16 protein-coding genes are annotated in these 19,295 nt (G+C 42.6%); 8 read left to right on the plus strand and 8 right to left on the minus strand.

What is annotated here, in order from left to right:
* Positions 1-91: 91 nt before the first annotated feature.
* The 5 genes from FTT94_RS07780 to FTT94_RS07800 all read right to left on the minus strand — a co-directional run bounded on the left by FTT94_RS07780 (position 92) and on the right by FTT94_RS07800 (position 9,485).
* Positions 92-715 (minus strand): molybdenum cofactor guanylyltransferase, encoded by a 624-nt coding sequence (locus FTT94_RS07780; RefSeq protein WP_373686024.1) that lies wholly within the window; start codon positions 713-715, stop codon positions 92-94.
* The gene (locus FTT94_RS07785; protein WP_180170550.1) at positions 715-3,507 is read right to left on the minus strand and encodes a nitrate reductase; all 2,793 of its coding nucleotides are present in this window, start codon (positions 3,505-3,507) and stop codon (positions 715-717) included. The genes FTT94_RS07780 and FTT94_RS07785 overlap by 1 nt, the downstream gene beginning before the upstream one ends.
* Positions 3,508-3,798: 291 nt before the next feature.
* Entirely contained in the window at positions 3,799-5,409 is a 1,611-nt protein-coding gene (gene nirD / locus FTT94_RS07790; RefSeq protein ID WP_180170551.1) for a nitrite reductase small subunit NirD, read from the minus strand.
* 113 nt (positions 5,410-5,522) lie between these two features.
* Entirely contained in the window at positions 5,523-8,069 is a 2,547-nt protein-coding gene (nirB, locus tag FTT94_RS07795) for a nitrite reductase large subunit NirB (RefSeq protein WP_218955998.1), read from the minus strand.
* A 66-nt stretch (positions 8,070-8,135) separates the two neighbouring features.
* Positions 8,136-9,485, minus strand: a complete 1,350-nt coding sequence (locus tag FTT94_RS07800; protein WP_180054753.1) for an MFS transporter — start codon at positions 9,483-9,485, stop codon at positions 8,136-8,138.
* Positions 9,486-9,931: 446 nt separating this feature from the next.
* On the opposite strand from FTT94_RS07800, the gene FTT94_RS07805 reads away from it, so the two are divergent.
* Entirely contained in the window at positions 9,932-10,519 is a 588-nt protein-coding gene (locus FTT94_RS07805; protein ID WP_078190882.1) for an ANTAR domain-containing response regulator, read from the plus strand.
* A 3-nt stretch (positions 10,520-10,522) separates the two neighbouring features.
* Complete coding sequence (locus tag FTT94_RS07810; RefSeq protein ID WP_180170552.1) at positions 10,523-11,518, plus strand: ABC transporter substrate-binding protein; 996 nt, start codon at positions 10,523-10,525, stop codon at positions 11,516-11,518.
* A gap of 76 nt (positions 11,519-11,594) precedes the next feature.
* On the opposite strand, the gene catM is transcribed toward FTT94_RS07810, so the two are convergent.
* Positions 11,595-12,518, minus strand: coding sequence for a cis,cis-muconate-binding transcription regulator CatM (catM, locus tag FTT94_RS07815; RefSeq protein ID WP_078193763.1), 924 nt, complete (start codon positions 12,516-12,518; stop codon positions 11,595-11,597).
* A gap of 103 nt (positions 12,519-12,621) precedes the next feature.
* Between catM and FTT94_RS07820 the strand changes: the two genes are divergently transcribed.
* The 6 genes from FTT94_RS07820 (at position 12,622) to pcaD (ending at position 17,749) form a co-directional block, all read left to right on the plus strand.
* Positions 12,622-13,731, plus strand: a complete 1,110-nt coding sequence (locus FTT94_RS07820) for a muconate/chloromuconate family cycloisomerase (protein WP_180170553.1) — start codon at positions 12,622-12,624, stop codon at positions 13,729-13,731.
* Between the two features lie 20 nt (positions 13,732-13,751).
* Positions 13,752-14,042 (plus strand): muconolactone Delta-isomerase, encoded by a 291-nt coding sequence (gene catC / locus FTT94_RS07825; protein ID WP_168377484.1) that lies wholly within the window; start codon positions 13,752-13,754, stop codon positions 14,040-14,042.
* A gap of 154 nt (positions 14,043-14,196) precedes the next feature.
* Entirely contained in the window at positions 14,197-14,883 is a 687-nt protein-coding gene (locus tag FTT94_RS07830; RefSeq protein ID WP_180170554.1) for a 3-oxoacid CoA-transferase subunit A, read from the plus strand.
* Positions 14,884-14,902: 19 nt separating this feature from the next.
* Positions 14,903-15,556, plus strand: coding sequence for a 3-oxoacid CoA-transferase subunit B (locus FTT94_RS07835; protein ID WP_180170555.1), 654 nt, complete (start codon positions 14,903-14,905; stop codon positions 15,554-15,556).
* 139 nt (positions 15,557-15,695) lie between these two features.
* Entirely contained in the window at positions 15,696-16,901 is a 1,206-nt protein-coding gene (gene pcaF / locus FTT94_RS07840) for a 3-oxoadipyl-CoA thiolase (RefSeq protein WP_180160278.1), read from the plus strand.
* Between the two features lie 68 nt (positions 16,902-16,969).
* Positions 16,970-17,749 (plus strand): 3-oxoadipate enol-lactonase, encoded by a 780-nt coding sequence (pcaD, locus tag FTT94_RS07845; protein WP_180162677.1) that lies wholly within the window; start codon positions 16,970-16,972, stop codon positions 17,747-17,749.
* Between the two features lie 82 nt (positions 17,750-17,831).
* Here pcaD and FTT94_RS07850 read toward each other — a convergent pair whose 3' ends face one another.
* Together FTT94_RS07850 and FTT94_RS07855 are read right to left on the minus strand one after the other, a co-directional pair.
* The gene (locus tag FTT94_RS07850) at positions 17,832-19,004 is read right to left on the minus strand and encodes an amidohydrolase (protein WP_257231339.1); all 1,173 of its coding nucleotides are present in this window, start codon (positions 19,002-19,004) and stop codon (positions 17,832-17,834) included.
* Between the two features lie 2 nt (positions 19,005-19,006).
* Positions 19,007-19,295 (minus strand): transposase (locus FTT94_RS07855; RefSeq protein ID WP_373686023.1); only part of this gene is annotated, 289 nt, incomplete at its 5' end.

A 19,295-nucleotide genomic window follows, 5' to 3' on the forward strand; every position in this document is an offset into this window, starting at 1 on the left:
CTTCATATTGGCTGTAGATTTTCTCTCTGGGTTCAAAAACAGCACATTAGGCTCATCATTTAAAATGAAAGCTCCGCAAAAGATACAGCTTTTAGAGAAAATTCAGCTGACGGTGCTGCTGCAGCTCATCTAGAGAGTTAATACTGTGAAAAAAGAGTGCATTATTTTGAAAACGTGCAACTTGCATGTGCATTTTACTGAAACACCCCTTCAAACTGCGCTGTTTTTGATCAAGATGGGCTTGCAGCATTGTGAGACTGCTTCGTTTCAGCAAACAAAATGGATACAGCGCTTTGCCATTAATTTCCACAACTGCCACTTCACACAAGGGATCCCGCTGCATAGCCTGATGTAATCTCGAAAGCACTTTCTTCGGGATATAGGTCACATCGCACGGGACAAACAAAACATAATCCGACTGTACATGTGACCACGCGCTTTTCATGCCTATCAACGGCCCTAAAAAACCCGCTTCATCATCTTTATACAGCTTTATTGAAGGAATCATGCATTCATAGATTGAATGGTCACGATGGCTGTTAATCCAGACATTTGCAGCCCGTGACTTTAAACACTGATGAATCTTAATGAGCTGAATTTCATCATCAAATTTTTGTAAAACTTTATTTATACCGTTCATTCTGCGGGCTTGACCGCCCGCCAAAATAACCAAGTCTGTTTCTGGATAGCTTACTGATTTGGTGATTTTTTTCATCATTCTGCATACTCCGTCTGACAGGCTTTAATTAAGCCTCTAATTTCTGATAGGCACGAACCGCAATTGCCGCCGGCTTTTAAACATGCTGTGACTTGTTTTTCATGGCTAATATTCTTTTCTTTAATGGTTTCGATAATGGTATTTTTGCCAACTTTGAAACAGCTGCACACCAGCGGACCTGCACTGTTGGTCATGTTCATCGGCTGACCTGCCAGAAGCGCTTTGCGGTGCATTGCGCTGAGCCGTTCACGCTTAAACATGCCAGCAATCCAATCACGGTCTGGCAGCATAGAGCGTTGCGCAATATATAGACTGGCAATTAAATGCCCATCTTGCAGCACCACGGTATGACTCAAATCGGCAGTTTGATCTTCCAAATTCAGCCATTCAAAGCTTTCATCGGTAAATGGCAGCAAAGACTTCAGTTGCTGGACGGTGTTTCTGAATTTTTTACGATCCGCCAACTCAAAACGTGTCGCTTTCGCTGTTTTAATTTTGGTCCACCACACCGTGTTTTGAATGGTGTTTTGCACCATTTGCTCAAAGCCGTCACGTACATACAGTACACCTTGCCACTGTGTATAAAACGGCTGTACAAATACAGGTGTATGTTTAAATTCAGGCTCACCAGATAGTGCATCGACCACAGGATTCACCACTTTGCCTATACGCGCATCCGATGCGACTTGGTCATTCCAATGAATTGGCGCAAAGATTTGACCGCGTCGAATTTGACTGCTGACCTGTGCACGTAAAATACATAAGCCCCAGTTAGATTTCACCTCAACCAGTTCACCATCTTTAACACCAAACTTCAGTGCATCTTGCGGGTGTATTTCACAAAATGGTTCGGCGATATGTGTACTCAAATTTGCAGATAAACCCGTACGGCTCATGGTGTGCCATTGGTCACGGATACGGCCAGTATTTAAAACCAGCGGATATTCGCCGCAAATCTTGTTCAAAGGGTCAATAGCGGTTGTTGCGACAAACTTAGCTTTGGCATCGGCATGGCTGAATTGGCCTGCTGCAAACAAACGGCTGACTGCATCAGCGCTCTGATCTAACTGCCAAACTGGCCATTGCACGGGCTTTAATTCAGCATAATCTTGTGCAGATAACTTACTTAAACCCTGCAAGTTAAAGTAGCGAAAAGACTCTGTTGTATCGCGTTGATCTAAAGGTGCATTTTGATAAGCAGATAATTTGGTATGCTCAATAAATATGTCATAGCTGCTGCTGTAGTCAAAACCGCTATAACCCATCTTTTTCGCAACTTGTGCAATAGACCACCAGTCTGCTCTGGCTTCACCCGGCGCATCTAAAAAAGCAGTTTGACGTGAAATACGGCGTTCAGAATTGGTAACGGTTCCGTCTTTTTCACCCCAGCCCAATGCAGGTAAAAGCACATCTGCATATATTGCTGTGTCTGTGTCTTTGCAAATATCCGACACCACTACAAACTCGCATTGTTCTAAAGCACGTTTGACTTGATCTGCATCTGGCAAGCTAACTACAGGATTAGTAGCCATAATCCAAATGGCTTTGATTTTCCCGCTTTCGACCGCCTGAAACAGATCAACCGCTTTTAATCCCGCTTTATTGGCAATAAATGGACTTTGCCAAAACGCTTGTACTAATGCCTGATGCGCCGTGTTATCGACATCTAAGTGCGCAGCCAGCATATTGGCTAAACCGCCAACCTCGCGGCCGCCCATCGCGTTTGGTTGACCTGTCATAGAAAATGGCGCTGCGCCTAATTTTCCGATTTTGCCAGTCAGCAGATGGCAGTTAATAATACTGTTGGCTTTGTCTACACCGCGCGAAGACTGATTAACCCCCATCGAAAATAGCGTCATAACTTTGTCAGTTTGCGCAAATTTTTCAAAAAATAGCTGTAATTTTTCTAAAGAAATACCTGTACGCTCAGCAACTGCTGTCATAGAAGCTTCTGTTGTACTTTGCTCCAGCGCTTGCGCCAAACCTTGAGTATGTTTGGTGATAAAATCTACATCACTATGATTATTTTGTACTAAATACTGCAGCAAACCGTTGAACAGTGCGACATCTTGCCCCGGTAAAATTGGCAAATGCAAATCTGCAGCCTCACAGGTACTGGTAAAGCGCGGATCAATGACCACCACGAACAAATCACGTTCTTCTTTGGCTTTCATAATGCGCTGATACAGCACGGGATGGCACCATGCTGTATTGGATCCGACCAGCACCACCATATCTGTATGCTCAAAGTCTTCATAGCTTGCTGGTACAAGGTCTTCACCAAATGCACGCTTATGTGCCGCCACAGCCGATGACATGCAAAGCCGTGAATTGGTGTCAATATTTGCAGTACCTAAATAGCCTTTGACAAATTTGTTAACGGCATAGTAATCCTCCGTCAGCAGTTGGCCCGACACATAAAAAGCGATGCTTTCACGTCCGTAAAGATCTATACATTGCTGAAATTTTTCGGCAATCAGTGCTGTTGCTGTGTTCCAATCTGTAGCCTGACGAGTATGAAATGGTGATGTTTGACGCCCAAGCATCGGCTGTAAAACACGTGTTTCTAATCCAATCGTATCGGCTAAGTTACTGCCTTTAATGCACAGCTTGCCATAGTTTGATGGATGGTTCGCATCGCCAGTCACGCTCACTTTTTGCCCTAAAGCTGTCTGTTCAACTGTTGCGCTCACGCCGCAGCCGACACCGCAATATGGACAAGTGGTTTGCGTTGTTTTAATTTTATTTTCTGTGGAGCTATGCAGTTCCACTATCGGGATGCTATTCACTTCTGCTGGCTCCTTTTCCAAACTTTTTTAAACACTTAACACGCTCGAATCGGTGTCTTTTCATTTACATTTATATTTAAAGGTCAACATTCGGTTCGACCTACTTTTCTTTCGGGAAAAGTAGGCAAAACCATTGTCATCCGCTGAACTCGTCCATTACCGGCTTCTAACAGATGTATTGCAAATACATGACTATTCATCTGCAATCCTGCCTTAAACAACAGCGGATGACGTTATTGCGTATCCAATGACGATTTAAATCTTGTATCTTTTTTTATCAGGGCGATTCCGTTACCCTGCTTTCTTTAATGCAAAATCCTTACCAAACAGCAATTTGTTTCGGATACTTGAAATTGGAGTTTGATCTGAAATCAATTCTGCATACCACGCACCGTCTTCTGTATCACCAAACAGCACAGCGCCAATCACTCTATCTTTTTGAATAATAATGCGTTTATAAATTTGACGCTTTTCATCATTCAAAATGATGTCTTCAAAATCATCCTGCGGTTCAAAGTTTCCTGCTGAAAATACGTCACAGCCGCTGACTTTTAACTGCGTCGGAACCATAGGCGCTTTGAAGGTTAAGCTGCCATGTTCAGCCAAATGTGATGCACAAATGAAAGCCTGTCCCCAAAGCGGTTCAACCAGACCAAAGGTTTGACTGCGGTGTTCAATACATTCCCCAACGGCATATATACTTGGGTCAAAGGTTTGCATGGTGTCATTCACCATCACACCGCGTCCGCATCGAAGCTCTGCACTTTGTGCCAATGCAATATTTGGACGAATACCAACTGCAAACACGACAAGATCTGCAGCTAATACCGTGCCATCCTGCAAACGTAATTGCGTCACATGACTATCTTGCCCAATTAACTCTTGGGTATTCGCTGCAGTCAAAATCCGAATGCCTTTTTGCTCAATCGCTGATTTCAGCATCAGGCTGGCTTTTTCATCCAGCTGACGGTCCATAATACGATCCATCAAATGCAATACCGTAACATTCATGCTACGCTGTTTCAGACCATAAGCTGCTTCTAGCCCTAATAAACCGCCGCCAATCACCACTGCATTTTTCTTCGTTTTGCAGTAGTCCAGCATTTTGTTGACATCATAAATATCACGGAAGCTTAAAACGCCTTTGAAGTCAGTTCCCGGTATTGGTGGAATAAACGGCTTAGAACCTGTTGCTAAAATCAGACGGTCATAATCGATGACCAAGCCTTTTTCTGTGTATACCTGCTTGCGCGGACGGTCTATGCGTACCGCCGCATCACCTGCTACAAAACGGATATTTTTGTCTTTATACCAAGCATGTGAATGCAGCATGATATCTTCAATGGTTTTATCACCTGAAAGCACAGGTGAAAGCATAATTCGGTTGTAATTACCCCAAGGTTCTTCACCAATGACCGTAATTTCATAACGCTCTGGCGCCATATCCAGCAGATCTTCTAAGCAACGCATACCTGCTAAGCCATTGCCGACCAAAACAAGTTTCATCAACTCAGACGATGGCGCGTTATTGGTAATATAGGTTTTTTGAGCAGTTGGACTAATCAGCACACGGCCATTTTCAATTTTGCTTGGAAAAACCAGGAGTTTTTGGTCTTTATCTTCTAAGCAGCGTCCAGTAGCAAGGCTGAAATGCTGTTTATAAATGGGTGATGCCACAACACGCTCACCCTGCAAGTCACCAATAATACCGCGGGACATAACATAGGCTTGACTAAACGGATCTTGATTGCTCAGTGCATAAACCCGCTTTTCTTCACCGACACGGAATATCGCAATTTGCTGATTTTCAATCAGTGCGCCCACACCTGTATTTGGCGTAATATCTTCTAATGCACAAACATCAAACCAGTCTAAATCATTCATTTCTTTTAAAATTGTCATATTCTTCATCCTTTTTTAAACTTCTTTTAGTTCACCATCTTTCGTTTCCGCTTTAACGAGAAACCGAATAAGGATGTAAATCAAATAAAAGAAGTTTTAAATTCGTTATTCTCTTAAGCTTCAACCACTGGAATGCGTGTCGTATCGCGTTCAGCTTCTGTTTTGGGTCTGATTTGACCGCGAACGGATGCAAACTGAATATGCGGATCATTTTGCTGTTCTGCTTTTGCATTCACGAAAGTCACAAAGCGTTTACGTACTTCAGGATCTTCTACAGCAGTACGCCATTCATCTTGATATGTACCCACAACATGGCTCATACGGCGTTCAAGTTCAGCAGCTACGCCAAGCGAATCATTCACAACGACATCTTTCAGGTAATCTAAACCGCCTTCCATGTTGTCGCGCCATACAGAAGTACGCTGCAAACGGTCTGCTGTTTGAATGTAGAACATAAAGAAACGGTCAATGTATTTGATCAATGTTTGCGTATCTAAGTCTGATGCCAAAAGCTCTGCGTGACGCGGCTTCATACCGCCGTTACCGCATACATAAAGGTTCCAGCCTTTTTCAGTCGCAATCACGCCAACATCTTTACTTTGCGCTTCAGCACATTCACGGGTACAGCCCGACACAGCCATTTTCAGTTTGTGCGGTGAACGCAGGCCTTTGTAGCGGTTCTCTAAATAAATCGCCAAGCCGACTGAATCGTCCACGCCATAACGGCACCAAGTACTGCCGACACAAGATTTCACCGTACGCAGTGATTTGCCGTAGGCATGGCCAGACTCAAAACCAGCAGCAATCAATTTTTCCCAGATTTCAGGCAGTTGATGCACTTGTGCACCAAACATATCAACACGCTGACCGCCTGTAAGTTTGGTATATAGACCATATTCTTTCGCAATTTGACCTACGGCAATTAATCCATCCGGAGTAACTTCACCGCCAGCCATACGCGGTACTACTGAATATGAACCATCTTTTTGGATATTGCCGAGGTAGTAGTCATTACTGTCTTGCAGGCCCGCATGGCTTGGTTTAAGTACAAAGTCATTCCAGCATGACGCTAGGATATTGGCTGCCGTCGGTTTACAGATGTCACAACCTAAACCATGGCCATGCTGTTGAATCAGGTCATCAAAGGTTTTGATTTCGTTCACACGTACCAAGTGATAGAGCTCTTGGCGTGAATAAGCAAAGTGTTCACATAAATGGTTATTTACAGTTACACCTTGACGCTGAAGCTCCGATTTAAGTACTTGAGTGACTAATGGCGCACAGCCGCCGCAAGCTGTTGCAGCTTTGGTGCATTTTTTCAATGCGCCTAAAGAAGTCGATCCGTCAGCAATGGCTGAACAAATATCTGCTTTAGAGACGTTGTTACATGAACAAATCGTTGCGCTGTCTGGCAGCAGATCGACACCGCTTCCGCCCGATTTACCTGCAGATTGTGCATAGCCAGGCATGATTAGGCTTTCTGGGCTTTCAGGAACGTCTAAGCCATTCAGCATCATTTGCAGCAGGTCATTGTATTCTTTAGCACAGCCCACCAATACTGCACCTAGCAGCTTAGTTTTCTCTGCATTCACGACAATTTTTTTATAAACCTGAGCTGCTTCATCTGCATAGAAATAGCTTAAAGAATTTGGTGTCATTGCATGCGCATCGCCTACAGATGCAACATCAACTCCCATCAGTTTCAGCTTGGTGCTCATATCTGCACCAGCGAAAAGCGTGCAGTTTTGTTCCATCACATGCTTTGCTGCAATACGCGCCATGTCATAGCCCGGCGCAACCAGGCCATAAATTTTATTTTGCCAAAGCGCACATTCACCAATGGCATAAATGTCAGGGTTTGAAGTTTGGCAATAGTCATTAATCGCAATTCCGCCACGCTCACCAATGGCTAAACCGCTTTGGCGCGCTAATTCATCGCGTGGGCGGATACCTGCAGAGAATAAGATGATGTCGGTTTCCAGTTCAGAACCATCACCAAACTTCATTACATGCTTCGTATTTGCACCGTCTTCAATGCAAGATGTTGCTTTTTGCGTATGGACTTTAACACCTAGATTTTCAATTTTTGAGCGTAAAACTTTACCGCCTAGATCATCAATCTGAACTGCCATTAAGCGTGGTGCAAATTCAACAACATGGGTTTCTAAGTTTAAATCACGCAGCGCTTTTGCTGCTTCCAGACCCAATAAACCGCCGCCGATCACCACACCTGTTTTAGCATTCAAGCTTGCGGCACGGATGGCATCCAAGTCTTCAATGGTACGGTACACAAAGCAGTTTTCACGCTCATTGCCTGGAATTGGCGGCACAAATGCATATGAACCTGTTGCGAGCACCAGCTTGTCAAAAGAAAGAATATCACCGTGATTGGTTGTGACCGTTTTATTGCGCTGATCAATTTCAACCGCTTTGGTGCTCAGGCGTAAATCTATACCGTATGCATCAGCAAAGTCGCTGCGGCACAGGGTTAAATCTTTAGCAGATTTACCGCTGAAATATTCAGTTAAATGCACACGGTCATAAGCTAAACGCGGCTCTTCAGCCAAAATGGTTAATTCAACATCATCATCTGCGTGTTCCAGTACAGATTCGATAAATTTATGGCCAACCATGCCATGTCCAATCATGATGATTTTCATATTCTTTCTCCGCAAGATTTTTTTATTTGCCCCTAAATCGCGATGTTTAGAGGCAACTTTTCAGTATTAGTTTTGAGCTTCAGCTAAATTTCGTTCATTTACAGCTTGTTCAAATAGGCGCTGTTCTTTTTCTTTATGCTCTACAGAGAAGCGGATCATCAGTACACAGCTTGCAGCGATAACCACTAGACCGCCCAACACCATAAGCGTGGTTTGAATATCCAGCATGCCTTTAAGCAAGAAGCCTGCAGCCACTGCACCTACGTTACCGCCTGCACCGATAATGCCTGCAACACCGCCTAAAGCATCACGGTCAATGAATGGCACCAGCGCATAGGTAGCACCGCAAGCCATATGGGTGAAGAGTGCAAAGACTGTCATGGCAAGAATGGCGAAGATTGGCGTGCTCATTTGCGAGAACAGAATTAAAAACAGACCTTCTAGCAAAATCATCGCAAACAGAACTTTGGTACGGCCATCTAAGCCTTTTTTAGTCGCTACTTTGTCCGAAACAATGCCGCCAAGCGCACGAGCAAACAATGCAAGCAAACCAAAGATACCTGCTGCCATACCAGCCTCTTTTAATCCAAAGCTGAAATGGTCGACGTAGTACATTGCTACAATGTTGTGAATAAAGATTTCAATACCGAAACAAGCTGCGTAAGCGCCAAATAGAATCCATACACGGTAATTGCGTGCTGCATGCATTAGAATTGCCAAGCCGCCCTTTTTGTCACTGCCAACACTGATGCCTTGTTCGCGAAGTTCTTTAAAGTTGCCTTGCGGACAGTCTTGTGTGAACTTCCAGTAAAGCGCACCAACAATCAGCATCATCACACCGGGTACAATCAGCGCAATACGCCAGCCCATCGCTTGCTCTACACCAAACATAACGAGTGCGCCAAGCAGTAAAGGCATAAGGGCTTGAGTTGCACCGCCGCCTGCATTGCCCCAGCCTGCTGTTGCAGCATTGGCTGTACCCACCACATTAGGCGCAAACATAATGCTTGTATGGTATTGAGTGATGACGAAGCTTGCGCCAATCGCGCCGATCAGCAAGCGGAAGAAAAGAAAGGATTCATAGCTGCTCGCAGATGCAACCCCAAAGACTGGAATACTGCCGATGATTAATAAAGCTGTATAGGTTTTACGCGGGCCATATTTATCACATAAAGGACCAACGATCAGACGGACTAAAATCGTGATCGCAACAGCGGCAATATTAATATTGGCAATTTGATCTTTCGTGAGGTGAAATTCGCCAGCAATCACTGGCATCAACGGTGCACAGGCAAACCATGCAAAGAAGCAAACAAAGAATGCGAGCCAACTCATGTGGAAGGCCCGCATTGCTGCTGAAGAAAAATTAAATAGACTTATTTTTGTGGCTTTTTTGGCATTTAAATTTGAAGACATAACCTTCTCCTGACTGAACTGAACGCATGAATTACTCGGTTATGTCGCTAACACATAACAGAGTCGATCAGAACGGACGTCGTTGGCCGTCTAACAAATTTTTAGAGTCTTCTTTGACTCAATAAGTATTAAGCACGATACGTGCCAAGTTTTTATTTCAATCGAAAATTTCATCTCTATATTTAAGCATTGAGCGCCGATCTATCCGAAAATAAGCGAATTAAGGTAAATAGATAGTCAATATGCCTATAGAGATGCGGCTGAATGTTCAAACGTGGTTCAGCCCTGCACAAGATCAGTGCACGGAAATGGTTCAATTTTAAAATGTGCATATAACCAAGCTAAAATTTAGAAGCAGATTTATATTTTGTATTGTCTTAAAATTTGGCATTTAAATTGCCTAGAAAACTCAATACGTATTTGTTTGGCTCTGTCTGAGCGTTTGCATGCCAAAACTAAAAATAGCCCTAATTGATGATGATCAAGAACGCGCTGAATTTATTCAAGCCTCATTAATTCAACATGACTTTGATGTGGTCGCCAGTTTCATGATTGATCATTTAAATATGTCATATCTGCAAAATATTCAGGCAGATGTGATTTTATTGGATATGGATCATCCACATCGCGATGTCATTGAAAGCTGTGTCAGCCAATTTGACTTACCGACTGTTCTGTTCACTAAAAATTCGAGTCTTGAAATCATCCGAAGCGCGATTGATGCGGGTGTCACGGCATATATTGTCGATGGTATTGACCCTGCACGTTTGAATAGCATTTTAGAAATTTCGATTGAACAATATAAAAAGCATAAAAAACTGCTGAATGATTTGGCTGAAACCAAGTGCAAATTGGCCGATCGAAAAGATATTGAAAAAGCCAAAGTGCTTTTAATACAAATGCATGGTTTAACCGAAGATCAAGCATTTAATTTGCTGAGAAAAAATGCCATGAGTCACCGTATGACGATGGGTGAAATGGCGCGCCGACTGCTTGATGCGCAAGCGCTGTTACAGTCTCAATTTAAGGAATAAACCATGCAAAAGCTTGAAAAAACTGATATTCAATTGGGCTATATTCCTTTACTTGACTGTGTTGCTTTGCTCTGGGCAGAACATCAAGGGTATTTTGCTGAACAAGGCTTGAATGTCACACTAACTCAAGAACCGTCTTGGGCAAGTTTACGTGACCGTCTAGCTTTTGGTTTTTTAGATGCAGCACACTGTTTATCGGCCATGCTGCCTGCGTCTGTGACGGGCAAAGACCATCTCGGCATCCCCTTACAAACCTCACTAACGCTCAGTACCAATTGCGCTTATATTAGTCTGAGTCAAAAGCTCTACTATGAATTAAAGATCCATGCATTAGATCTACCAATTAATTCAGCAGAGAAAATCGTATCTGCGATAAAGCAGAATCAAAAGATTCAGTTGGCGCATGTTTTTCAGCATTCGATTCATCATTATATTTTAAGAGAATGGTTGGCACTTGCCGACACAGAACTCGCTCAAACGCAGACCTTTTCAACTCTACCACCGCCTTATATGGTGGAAGCAATATCAACGCAACGAATTGATGGATTCTGTGTCGGAGAGCCGTGGAATACGCAAGCTGAAATACAAGGCTATAGTCGTATCATCGTCAATAGCCAAGATATTATTAAGCCTATACCAGATAAGGTTTTGGCTTTTACTCATGATTGGGCAGAAAAACATCCCAATACCTTAAAGGCGATCAATCTTGCCATCCAAAAAGCACAAAACGATCTACTTCAACAAACACATTTCTCAGAAATATTTTCTTTGTTAAAGCAATATCACATCATCCGTTTTGATTGTTCTGAGCAGATTCACGTCGAGGCTTTTCATCGGATCAAAAGCATCATTCAAAATTTTGGCAAGACCCAAGCGCCACAAACTTCAGACTTTGAATGGATGATTCAAAAAATGCAGCAATACGATCAATTAAATATTGAAGATGAAAAGGTTTTTGAAATAGCACAATCTTGTATTTATCAGGATGCTTTGGGCTGAAGTGATTGATATTCCATAAGACCCTATCATCTGAATAGTGGATCTTGTGTTACATCGACCATGAAACCTTGATTAGTTATGCATCTGCATCGATAGCGCGTAAGTCGATATTTTCTTCAACGAAGACTTCACGAATGCAATCCAGTATCTTTGGAATGTAATTACTATGATCCATATTGCGTACCGACAAAGAGATTGGACTATAGGCTTCCAAATCTAAGATTGGGATGTACATCAAATTTTTCATGCCAATATCACTGGCACTTTCAGGAATCAAGGAAATGCCCTCTCCCGACGCCACTAAGCCCAAAGCCATATGAATTTCACGCACTTCGGTTAAATGTTTAGGTACAAGTCCTAATTCGGTAAATATCGATTGAATGAGCGTGGAAAAATTCGGTTTCGGTGTCGTTGGATAGGCAAAAATGGGTTCATCTAAAATTTGAGAAAGATAAATGCCTTTGTCTTTAAATTCAGCCAAATGATGATTTTTATGAATAGCTAAACGTAGCGCTTCTTTTCTTAATAAAATACGTTTAATGGACGGATCAGTTAATCGAAGTCGTCCAAAACCAATATCGATTCGACCGGTTTTTAAGGCTTCAATCTGATCGCGTGTACCACATTCTATGAGTTCAACATGAATATCTGGGTTACGTTGTCGAAATAAATAAATAATTTGTGGCAATAATGCGTATAAAAGCGAACTGACATAACCAATGCGGACAGTTTTATCGACGGCATTAATTCGCTGTGCCATGGTTGTGGCCTGAGCGGTATGCGTCAATATCTGTACAGCATGCTCATAAAAGAACATACCTGCTTCTGTGGTTTTCACGGGTCTAGAACCACGCTCAAACAAGGTAATCCCCAGTTCTTCTTCAAGTTTTTGAATTTGGCGACTCAAAGGCGGCTGAGCAATACATAATTTTTCTGCTGCCTTGGTAATACTTTGCTCTTCAACCACGGTGACAAAGTAACGTAAGTGCCTTAATTCCATTTATATACCTTTTAAGTATCTAAAAATACCAAAATCGCTCTAGTTAAAGATATTACATTAAATTAGGGTATATAAATAGTTGGATAGATAAGAAATACGCAAGATGTATAAGTCGATTGAAACCCTGCTCGTGGAAATCCCAACAATCCGTCCGCACAAGATGGCTGTTGCAACCATGCAAACGCAAACCCTTGTTTTGATTAAAATCACCACCGAAGATGGTTATATCGGTTGGGGTGAAGCGACGACGATTGGTGGTCTAGGCTATGGTGAAGAAAGCCCTGAAAGCATTCGAATCAATATTGAAACTTATTTTAGTCCTTTACTGAAAACTCTCACTGGTTTGAATGTTGCTCAAACCATGCAAGCTATTAAACGTAGTATTAACGGCAATCGCTTTGCTAAATGTGCCATTCAAACGGCGCTACTCGATATTTTGGCGCAGCGTTTAAATCTGCCCTTAAGTGAAGTATTGGGCGGCCGTTTACGTGACAGCTTGCCTGTTCTTTGGGTACTTGCATCTGGCAATACGGAAAAAGACATTGCCGAAGCACAAAAGATGATTGCGGCAAAACGACACAATATTTTCAAACTCAAAATAGGTTCACGCCCCGTTGAAGCTGATGTTGAGCATGTTTTAGCTATTAAAAAAGCGTTAGGTTCAGACATTTCTATACGTGTGGATGTTAACCGTGCATGGTCTGAATTAGATGCCATTAAAGGCATTCAGTTGTTACAAGATGGTGGTGTTGACCTGATTGAGCAGCCTTGCGCAATCGATAACATTGACGCGATGCGCCGTTTAACTCGTCGTTTTGATATTGGGATTATGGCAGATGAATCACTGATGGGGCCTCAAACGGCATATCAACTTGCTCGGCACAATTCTGCCTCTGTTTTTGCAGTCAAAGTTGCACAGTCTGGCGGTTTAATCGAAGGCTGTGAGGTTTCAAAAATCGCCAAACTTGCGGGTATCGATTTATACGGTGGAACCATGCTTGAAGGTCCTGTAGGCACTATTGCATCGGCACATGCATTTTCTACATTTGACAATTTAGCTTATGGCACTGAGCTTTTTGGTCCATTGCTGTTAACTGAAGAAATTTTAAAAACCCCACTTCAATATCAAGATTTCGAACTCAAGATTCCAACCACGGCAGGTTTAGGGATTGAAATTGATGAAAACAAAATTGATGACTTACGTCGCAAATAACATTTAGCTAGGAGTAAGAAATGCTTTTCCAAGTACGCATGGATGTCAATATTCCATTAGATATGCCAGTCGAAAAAGCCAATGAAATTAAAGCTGTAGAAAAGGCTTATTCACAAGATCTACAACGTCAAGGTAAATGGCGTCATATCTGGCGGATTACTGGTCAATATTCAAATATCAGTATTTTTGATGTTGAAAGTAATGAAGAGCTACACAACATTTTACAAGGGTTGCCCCTTTACCCGTATATGAATATTGAAGTTTTGGCTTTAAATCGTCATCCCTCTTCTGTTCGTAGTGATGACAGTTGATGCGATTGAATTTCAATTGTGTAGCACATGATTGGAATCCATTTATCTGCATTTTTAAGTTTGTAAATATTTGAAATAAAAGATTATCTGCCTTGCATGACTGAAGTGGTTAGTCAGGTAAATAGTTTTATCGTTCTTGATGAAGGATCGTAGCATGATTGATAAAAGTACCGCTTCCTTAACAGAAGCACTTTCTCAAATTAAGGATGGATCAACCATTATGATCGGCGGCTTCGGTACGGCTGGTCAGCCTGCTGAACTGATCGATGGACTGATTGAACTTGGCATCAAAGATCTAATCATCGTCAACAACAATGCAGGTAATGGTGACTATGGACTGGCTAAATTACTCAAAGCCGGTGCTGTTCGTAAGATGATTTGTTCTTTCCCTCGCCAATCCGACTCTTGGGTGTTCGATGAGCTATACCGTGCAGGAAAGATAGAACTTGAGCTTGTTCCACAAGGTAATTTGGCTTGCCGTATTCAAGCTGCAGGCATGGGTTTGGGTCCAATTTATACACCAACTGGTTTCGGTACGTTGCTGGCAGAAGGTAAACCTACACTCCATTATGAAGGCAAAGATTTTGTACTCGAAAATCCAATTAAAGCCGATTTTGCTTTAATCAAAGCACATCAGGGCGACCGCTGGGGCAACTTGGTTTACAACAAATCAGCGCGTAACTTTGGCCCCATTATGGCTATGGCGGCAGATGTAACAATTGCTCAAGTCTCAGAAATTGTTGAACTTGGTGCATTGGATCCAGAGCACATTATTACCCCAGGTATTTTTGTACAACATATCGTGGCTGTTCAACCTGCACAGCTTGAGCAATCTGCATAAATCACGTGAGGAAAGAACCATGAGCTATACCAAATTAACCCGTGATCAAATTGCTGAACGTGTTGCACAAGATATTCCAGATGGTGCTTATGTCAATTTAGGCATTGGCTTACCCACCAAAATTTCAAATTATTTACCAACGGACAAAGATGTTTTTCTACATTCAGAAAATGGTCTTTTGGCTTTTGGTCCTCCTCCGGCTAAAGGCGAAGAAGACCTTGAATTAATTAATGCAGGAAAAGAGTTTGTCACCATGCAAACGGGCGGCTGCTTTTTTCACCATGGCGACTCTTTTGCCATGATGCGTGGCGGTCATTTAGATATTGCAGTATTAGGCGCTTTTCAGGTTGCCCAAAATGGTGACTTAGCAAATTGGCATACTGGTGCGCTAGATGCAATTCCTGCTGTAGGTGGTGCAATGGATTTGGCTGTTGGGGCGAAAAAAGTCTTTATTACTACAGACCATGTGACCAAAAAAGGTGAACCGAAAATTGTCGCTGAATTGTCATATCCTGCCACAGGCCTGCAATGTGTCGATCGTATTTATACAGATCTGTGCGTCATTGATGTGACGGTTGATGGTATGAAAGTCATTGAAAAAGTTGAGGGCTTGAGCTTTGACGAATTACAGTCAATGACAGGTGCGAAGCTCGTGGATGGGACATCAAGTTAATACAGAATGAATTATTAGTCCCCCTAAATCCCCCTTTTTCAACGGGGGACATTAATCCATCGACATTTAAGTAAGATTGGAAAGTCTCCCTCCTTTTAGGAGGGATTAAGGGAGGTCAAAAGATTTGGAAATAAACAATATGAAAAACGCATACATCATCGATGCTATTCGCACCCCTTTCGGTCGTTATGCGGGCGGTTTAGCAGCAGTGCGTACCGACGACCTAGGTGCCTTACCCATTAAGGCACTGATGCAGCGAAATCCAAGTATTGCTTGGGAGTCAGTTGATGACGTGATTTACGGCTGCGCGAACCAAGCCGGTGAAGATAACCGTAATGTTGCACGAATGTCGTTGCTACTTGCAGGTGTACCTTTTCAAGTTCCTGCTACAACTGTAAACCGACTTTGTGGTTCATCACTTGATGCGATTGCGATGGCAGCCCGTGCAATTAAAGCAAATGAAGCAGACTTAATTATTGCCGGCGGTGTAGAGAGTATGTCCCGTGCGCCCTTTGTTATGGGTAAATCGGAAAGTGCTTATGGACGCAGTCAAAAGATTGAAGACACCACCATGGGTTGGCGTTTTATCAATCCAATACTCAAGCAAATGTATGGCGTGGAAACCATGCCTCAAACCGCTGAAAATGTGGCAGAAAAATTCAACATTAACCGTGCTGATCAAGATGCTTTTGCCTTAGAAAGTCAGCGCCGTACAGCCGCTGCACAGGCCAATGGTTTTTTTGAGAAAGAAATCATCCCTGTCGTCATTCCACAGCGTAAAGGCGACCCACTGATAGTCGATACAGATGAGCATCCACGTGCATCGACGACAGCAGAAGGCTTAGCAAAACTCAAACCTGTGGTGAAAGCTGATGGGACGGTAACTGCGGGCAATGCTTCAGGGATCAATGATGGTGCAGCTGCACTACTGATTGCTTCAGATAATGCTGTCAACAAATTTAAGTTAAAGCCACGGGCCAAAATTATTGCGGCAACGGTGGTGGGTGTTGAACCCAAAATCATGGGCTTTGGTCCTGCGCCTGCCATAAAAAAGTTGTTAGCTCAAACAGGTCTAAGCCTTGAACAAATGGATGTAATCGAGCTGAATGAAGCTTTTGCGGCTCAAGCCTTAGCGGTTACCCGTGAATTAGGTTTAGAAGATGGTGCTAAACATGTTAATCCAAACGGGGGCGCTATTGCTTTGGGTCATCCATTAGGTGCATCTGGAGCACGTTTAGTCACGACTGCATTAAATCAGCTTGAGGAAATTTCAGGTCAATATGCCCTCTGTTCGATGTGCATTGGTGTCGGTCAAGGCATCGCTTTGATTATTGAACGTGTTTAATCCTCAATAAAAGTCCACCTTATCAAAGGGGGGATTTAGGAGGATTTATAAAATTAAGGATTCAAAACATGCCTACATTTATATCCAATGATGCAACGATTAATTACGCAACCTTTGGTGACCACATACGACCTGCGATTGTTTTTTCTAATTCTTTAGGCACAAAATTCAGCATGTGGCAGCCTCAGATAGAGGCACTACAGCAGGATTATTTTGTGATTTGTTATGATACACGTGGTCATGGTGCATCTTCTGCCCCTCAAGGGCCATATAGCCTTGATCAATTGGGTACAGATGTCATCCATTTATTGGATCATTTAAATATTCAACAAGCCACATTTTGTGGAATATCGATGGGTGGTTTAACAGGCCAATGGCTTGCAAAACATCATCCTGAACGCTTTAACCATGTCATTGTATGCAATACCGCTGCAAAAATTGGGCAAGAATCAGCTTGGAATGAACGTGCGCAATTAGTCCGTCAACAAGGTCTGGAACCAATTGCAGAAACGGCAGCATCACGATGGTTTACAGAACCCTTTATCCAAAGTAACACAGCAACTGTACAATCTTTGAGTAACGACCTCGGAGCTGGCAGCCCAGAAGGTTATGCAAGTTGTTGTGAAGCTTTGGCTAAAGCGGATTTGCGCAATGAAATCTCGTCTATTCGCATACCGGTATTGATTATTGCAGGTCAACAAGACCCTGTAACTACAGTTGTAGATGGTCAATTCATGCAAGAACGCATCGCAAATAGCCAATTATTTGAAATTAATGCATCGCATATTTCAAACATTGAACAGCCTGATGCATTTAACCAAACACTCATCTCTTTTATCAGTGCTTAAATCCTGCATATTGTTCTTCGATAAAATTTAAAATAATAAAGCCCAAATTGATTTGGGCTTTATGTTTTATGTGTTGAAAGTTTTAGGTTCTTTGCAACTCATTGACTGCTGCACCGCGTAAACTGAGCCAGTCAGAACGACGTTTAAATAATGCAGGTGCGGCAAAATTAATTTGGTCAATAAATTGTTGTAAGTCTGCATTAAGCAGTTGACCATTTTTGACCAAAACTTTTCCTGCAACCATCGTCATCACGACATCTTGGCCCTGAACCGCATGGACCAAGTTTGTATGTAAATTAAATAAACTGCCTTGGTTTATTAAAGGTGTCATGCGTGGTGTAGCCGTGTTTACTACGATTAAATCCGCCTGCTTACCAACTTCGATTGAGCCAATTTGTTGCTCAAGTCCTAATGCACGTGCTCCATCTCGAGTCGCCATTTGGCAAACTGACCATGAATCTAAAGCCGCTGCATCTAAATTTGAAAACTTAGCCAATAATGAAGCCGTTTTCATTTCCTCAAATAAATCTAAATTGTTATTTTCCTTTTCACCATCTGTACCTAAACCCACTGCAACGCCTTGTTTGAGCAATTGAGTCACAGGTGCAGCGCCTGAGGCAAGTTTCATATTTGAAATGGGGTTATGTGCGACCCCAACGTGATAATGTTTTAGCAGCTGAATTTCGTCATCATCTAACCATACACAATGTGCCAGCAAGCATTTTGGCACATCGAGCATGCCTAATTTTTCAAGGGTTTGAACAGGCCGCATGCCGTAACGTTTCAGATTTTCCACGACATCAAACTTACTTTCATTACTATGAGTATGAAATCCAGTTTGATAGTCCTGACACATTTTTTGGATACGACCTAAGGCCTGATCTTCTGCATAAAATAAGTGTTCTAGCCCCACCCAGACCTGAATGCGACCTTCTGCTCGCATGTGCCATCGTTGAATCAGCGCTTCATTGCTCTCTAGTGTTTCAAAATAATTATGGTCTGGATGTTCTGCGACATACGGAACCAATACAGCTCGAATCCCTAAGTCTTCGGCTACTTCGGCACTGCCATCCATATAGCGCCACATATCAACAATCGTGGTCGTCCCTGACAGTAGTGCTTCGGCATAGCATAAATAAGAAGCCAATTTTGCATCTTCGGGTAATAACACTCGGTGCATGGGATCAATAAATTGTTGTAACCAGTGGCTTTGTTGCACAAAGATTTGAAATACAAAGCCCCCTAATTGAGCCAAATTTAAGGCGTAACTTGGGTAAGTGGTCGACCTAATTCCGTAAATCTGTTGAGGACTGCTACACGTGCATGAATTTCATTCACCTGACTAGAAAAGCTTCTTGCCATTAATTTATCACCTAATAATTTGATGCAATGCATCTTGGTTTCCACCAAACTGCGGCGATGATAGCCGGACCATTTTTTCCATAATGTCCTGCCTAAACGTTTAACTGTTCGAAGTAATTCATTTCGCGCTAGCGAGCTGATCTTTGTATCTTTCCATGGTTTCGCATTTTTTCTAGGTGGAATC

Source organism: Acinetobacter sp. YH12027 (assembly GCF_013420085.1).
Taxonomy (GTDB): domain Bacteria; phylum Pseudomonadota; class Gammaproteobacteria; order Pseudomonadales; family Moraxellaceae; genus Acinetobacter; species Acinetobacter amyesii.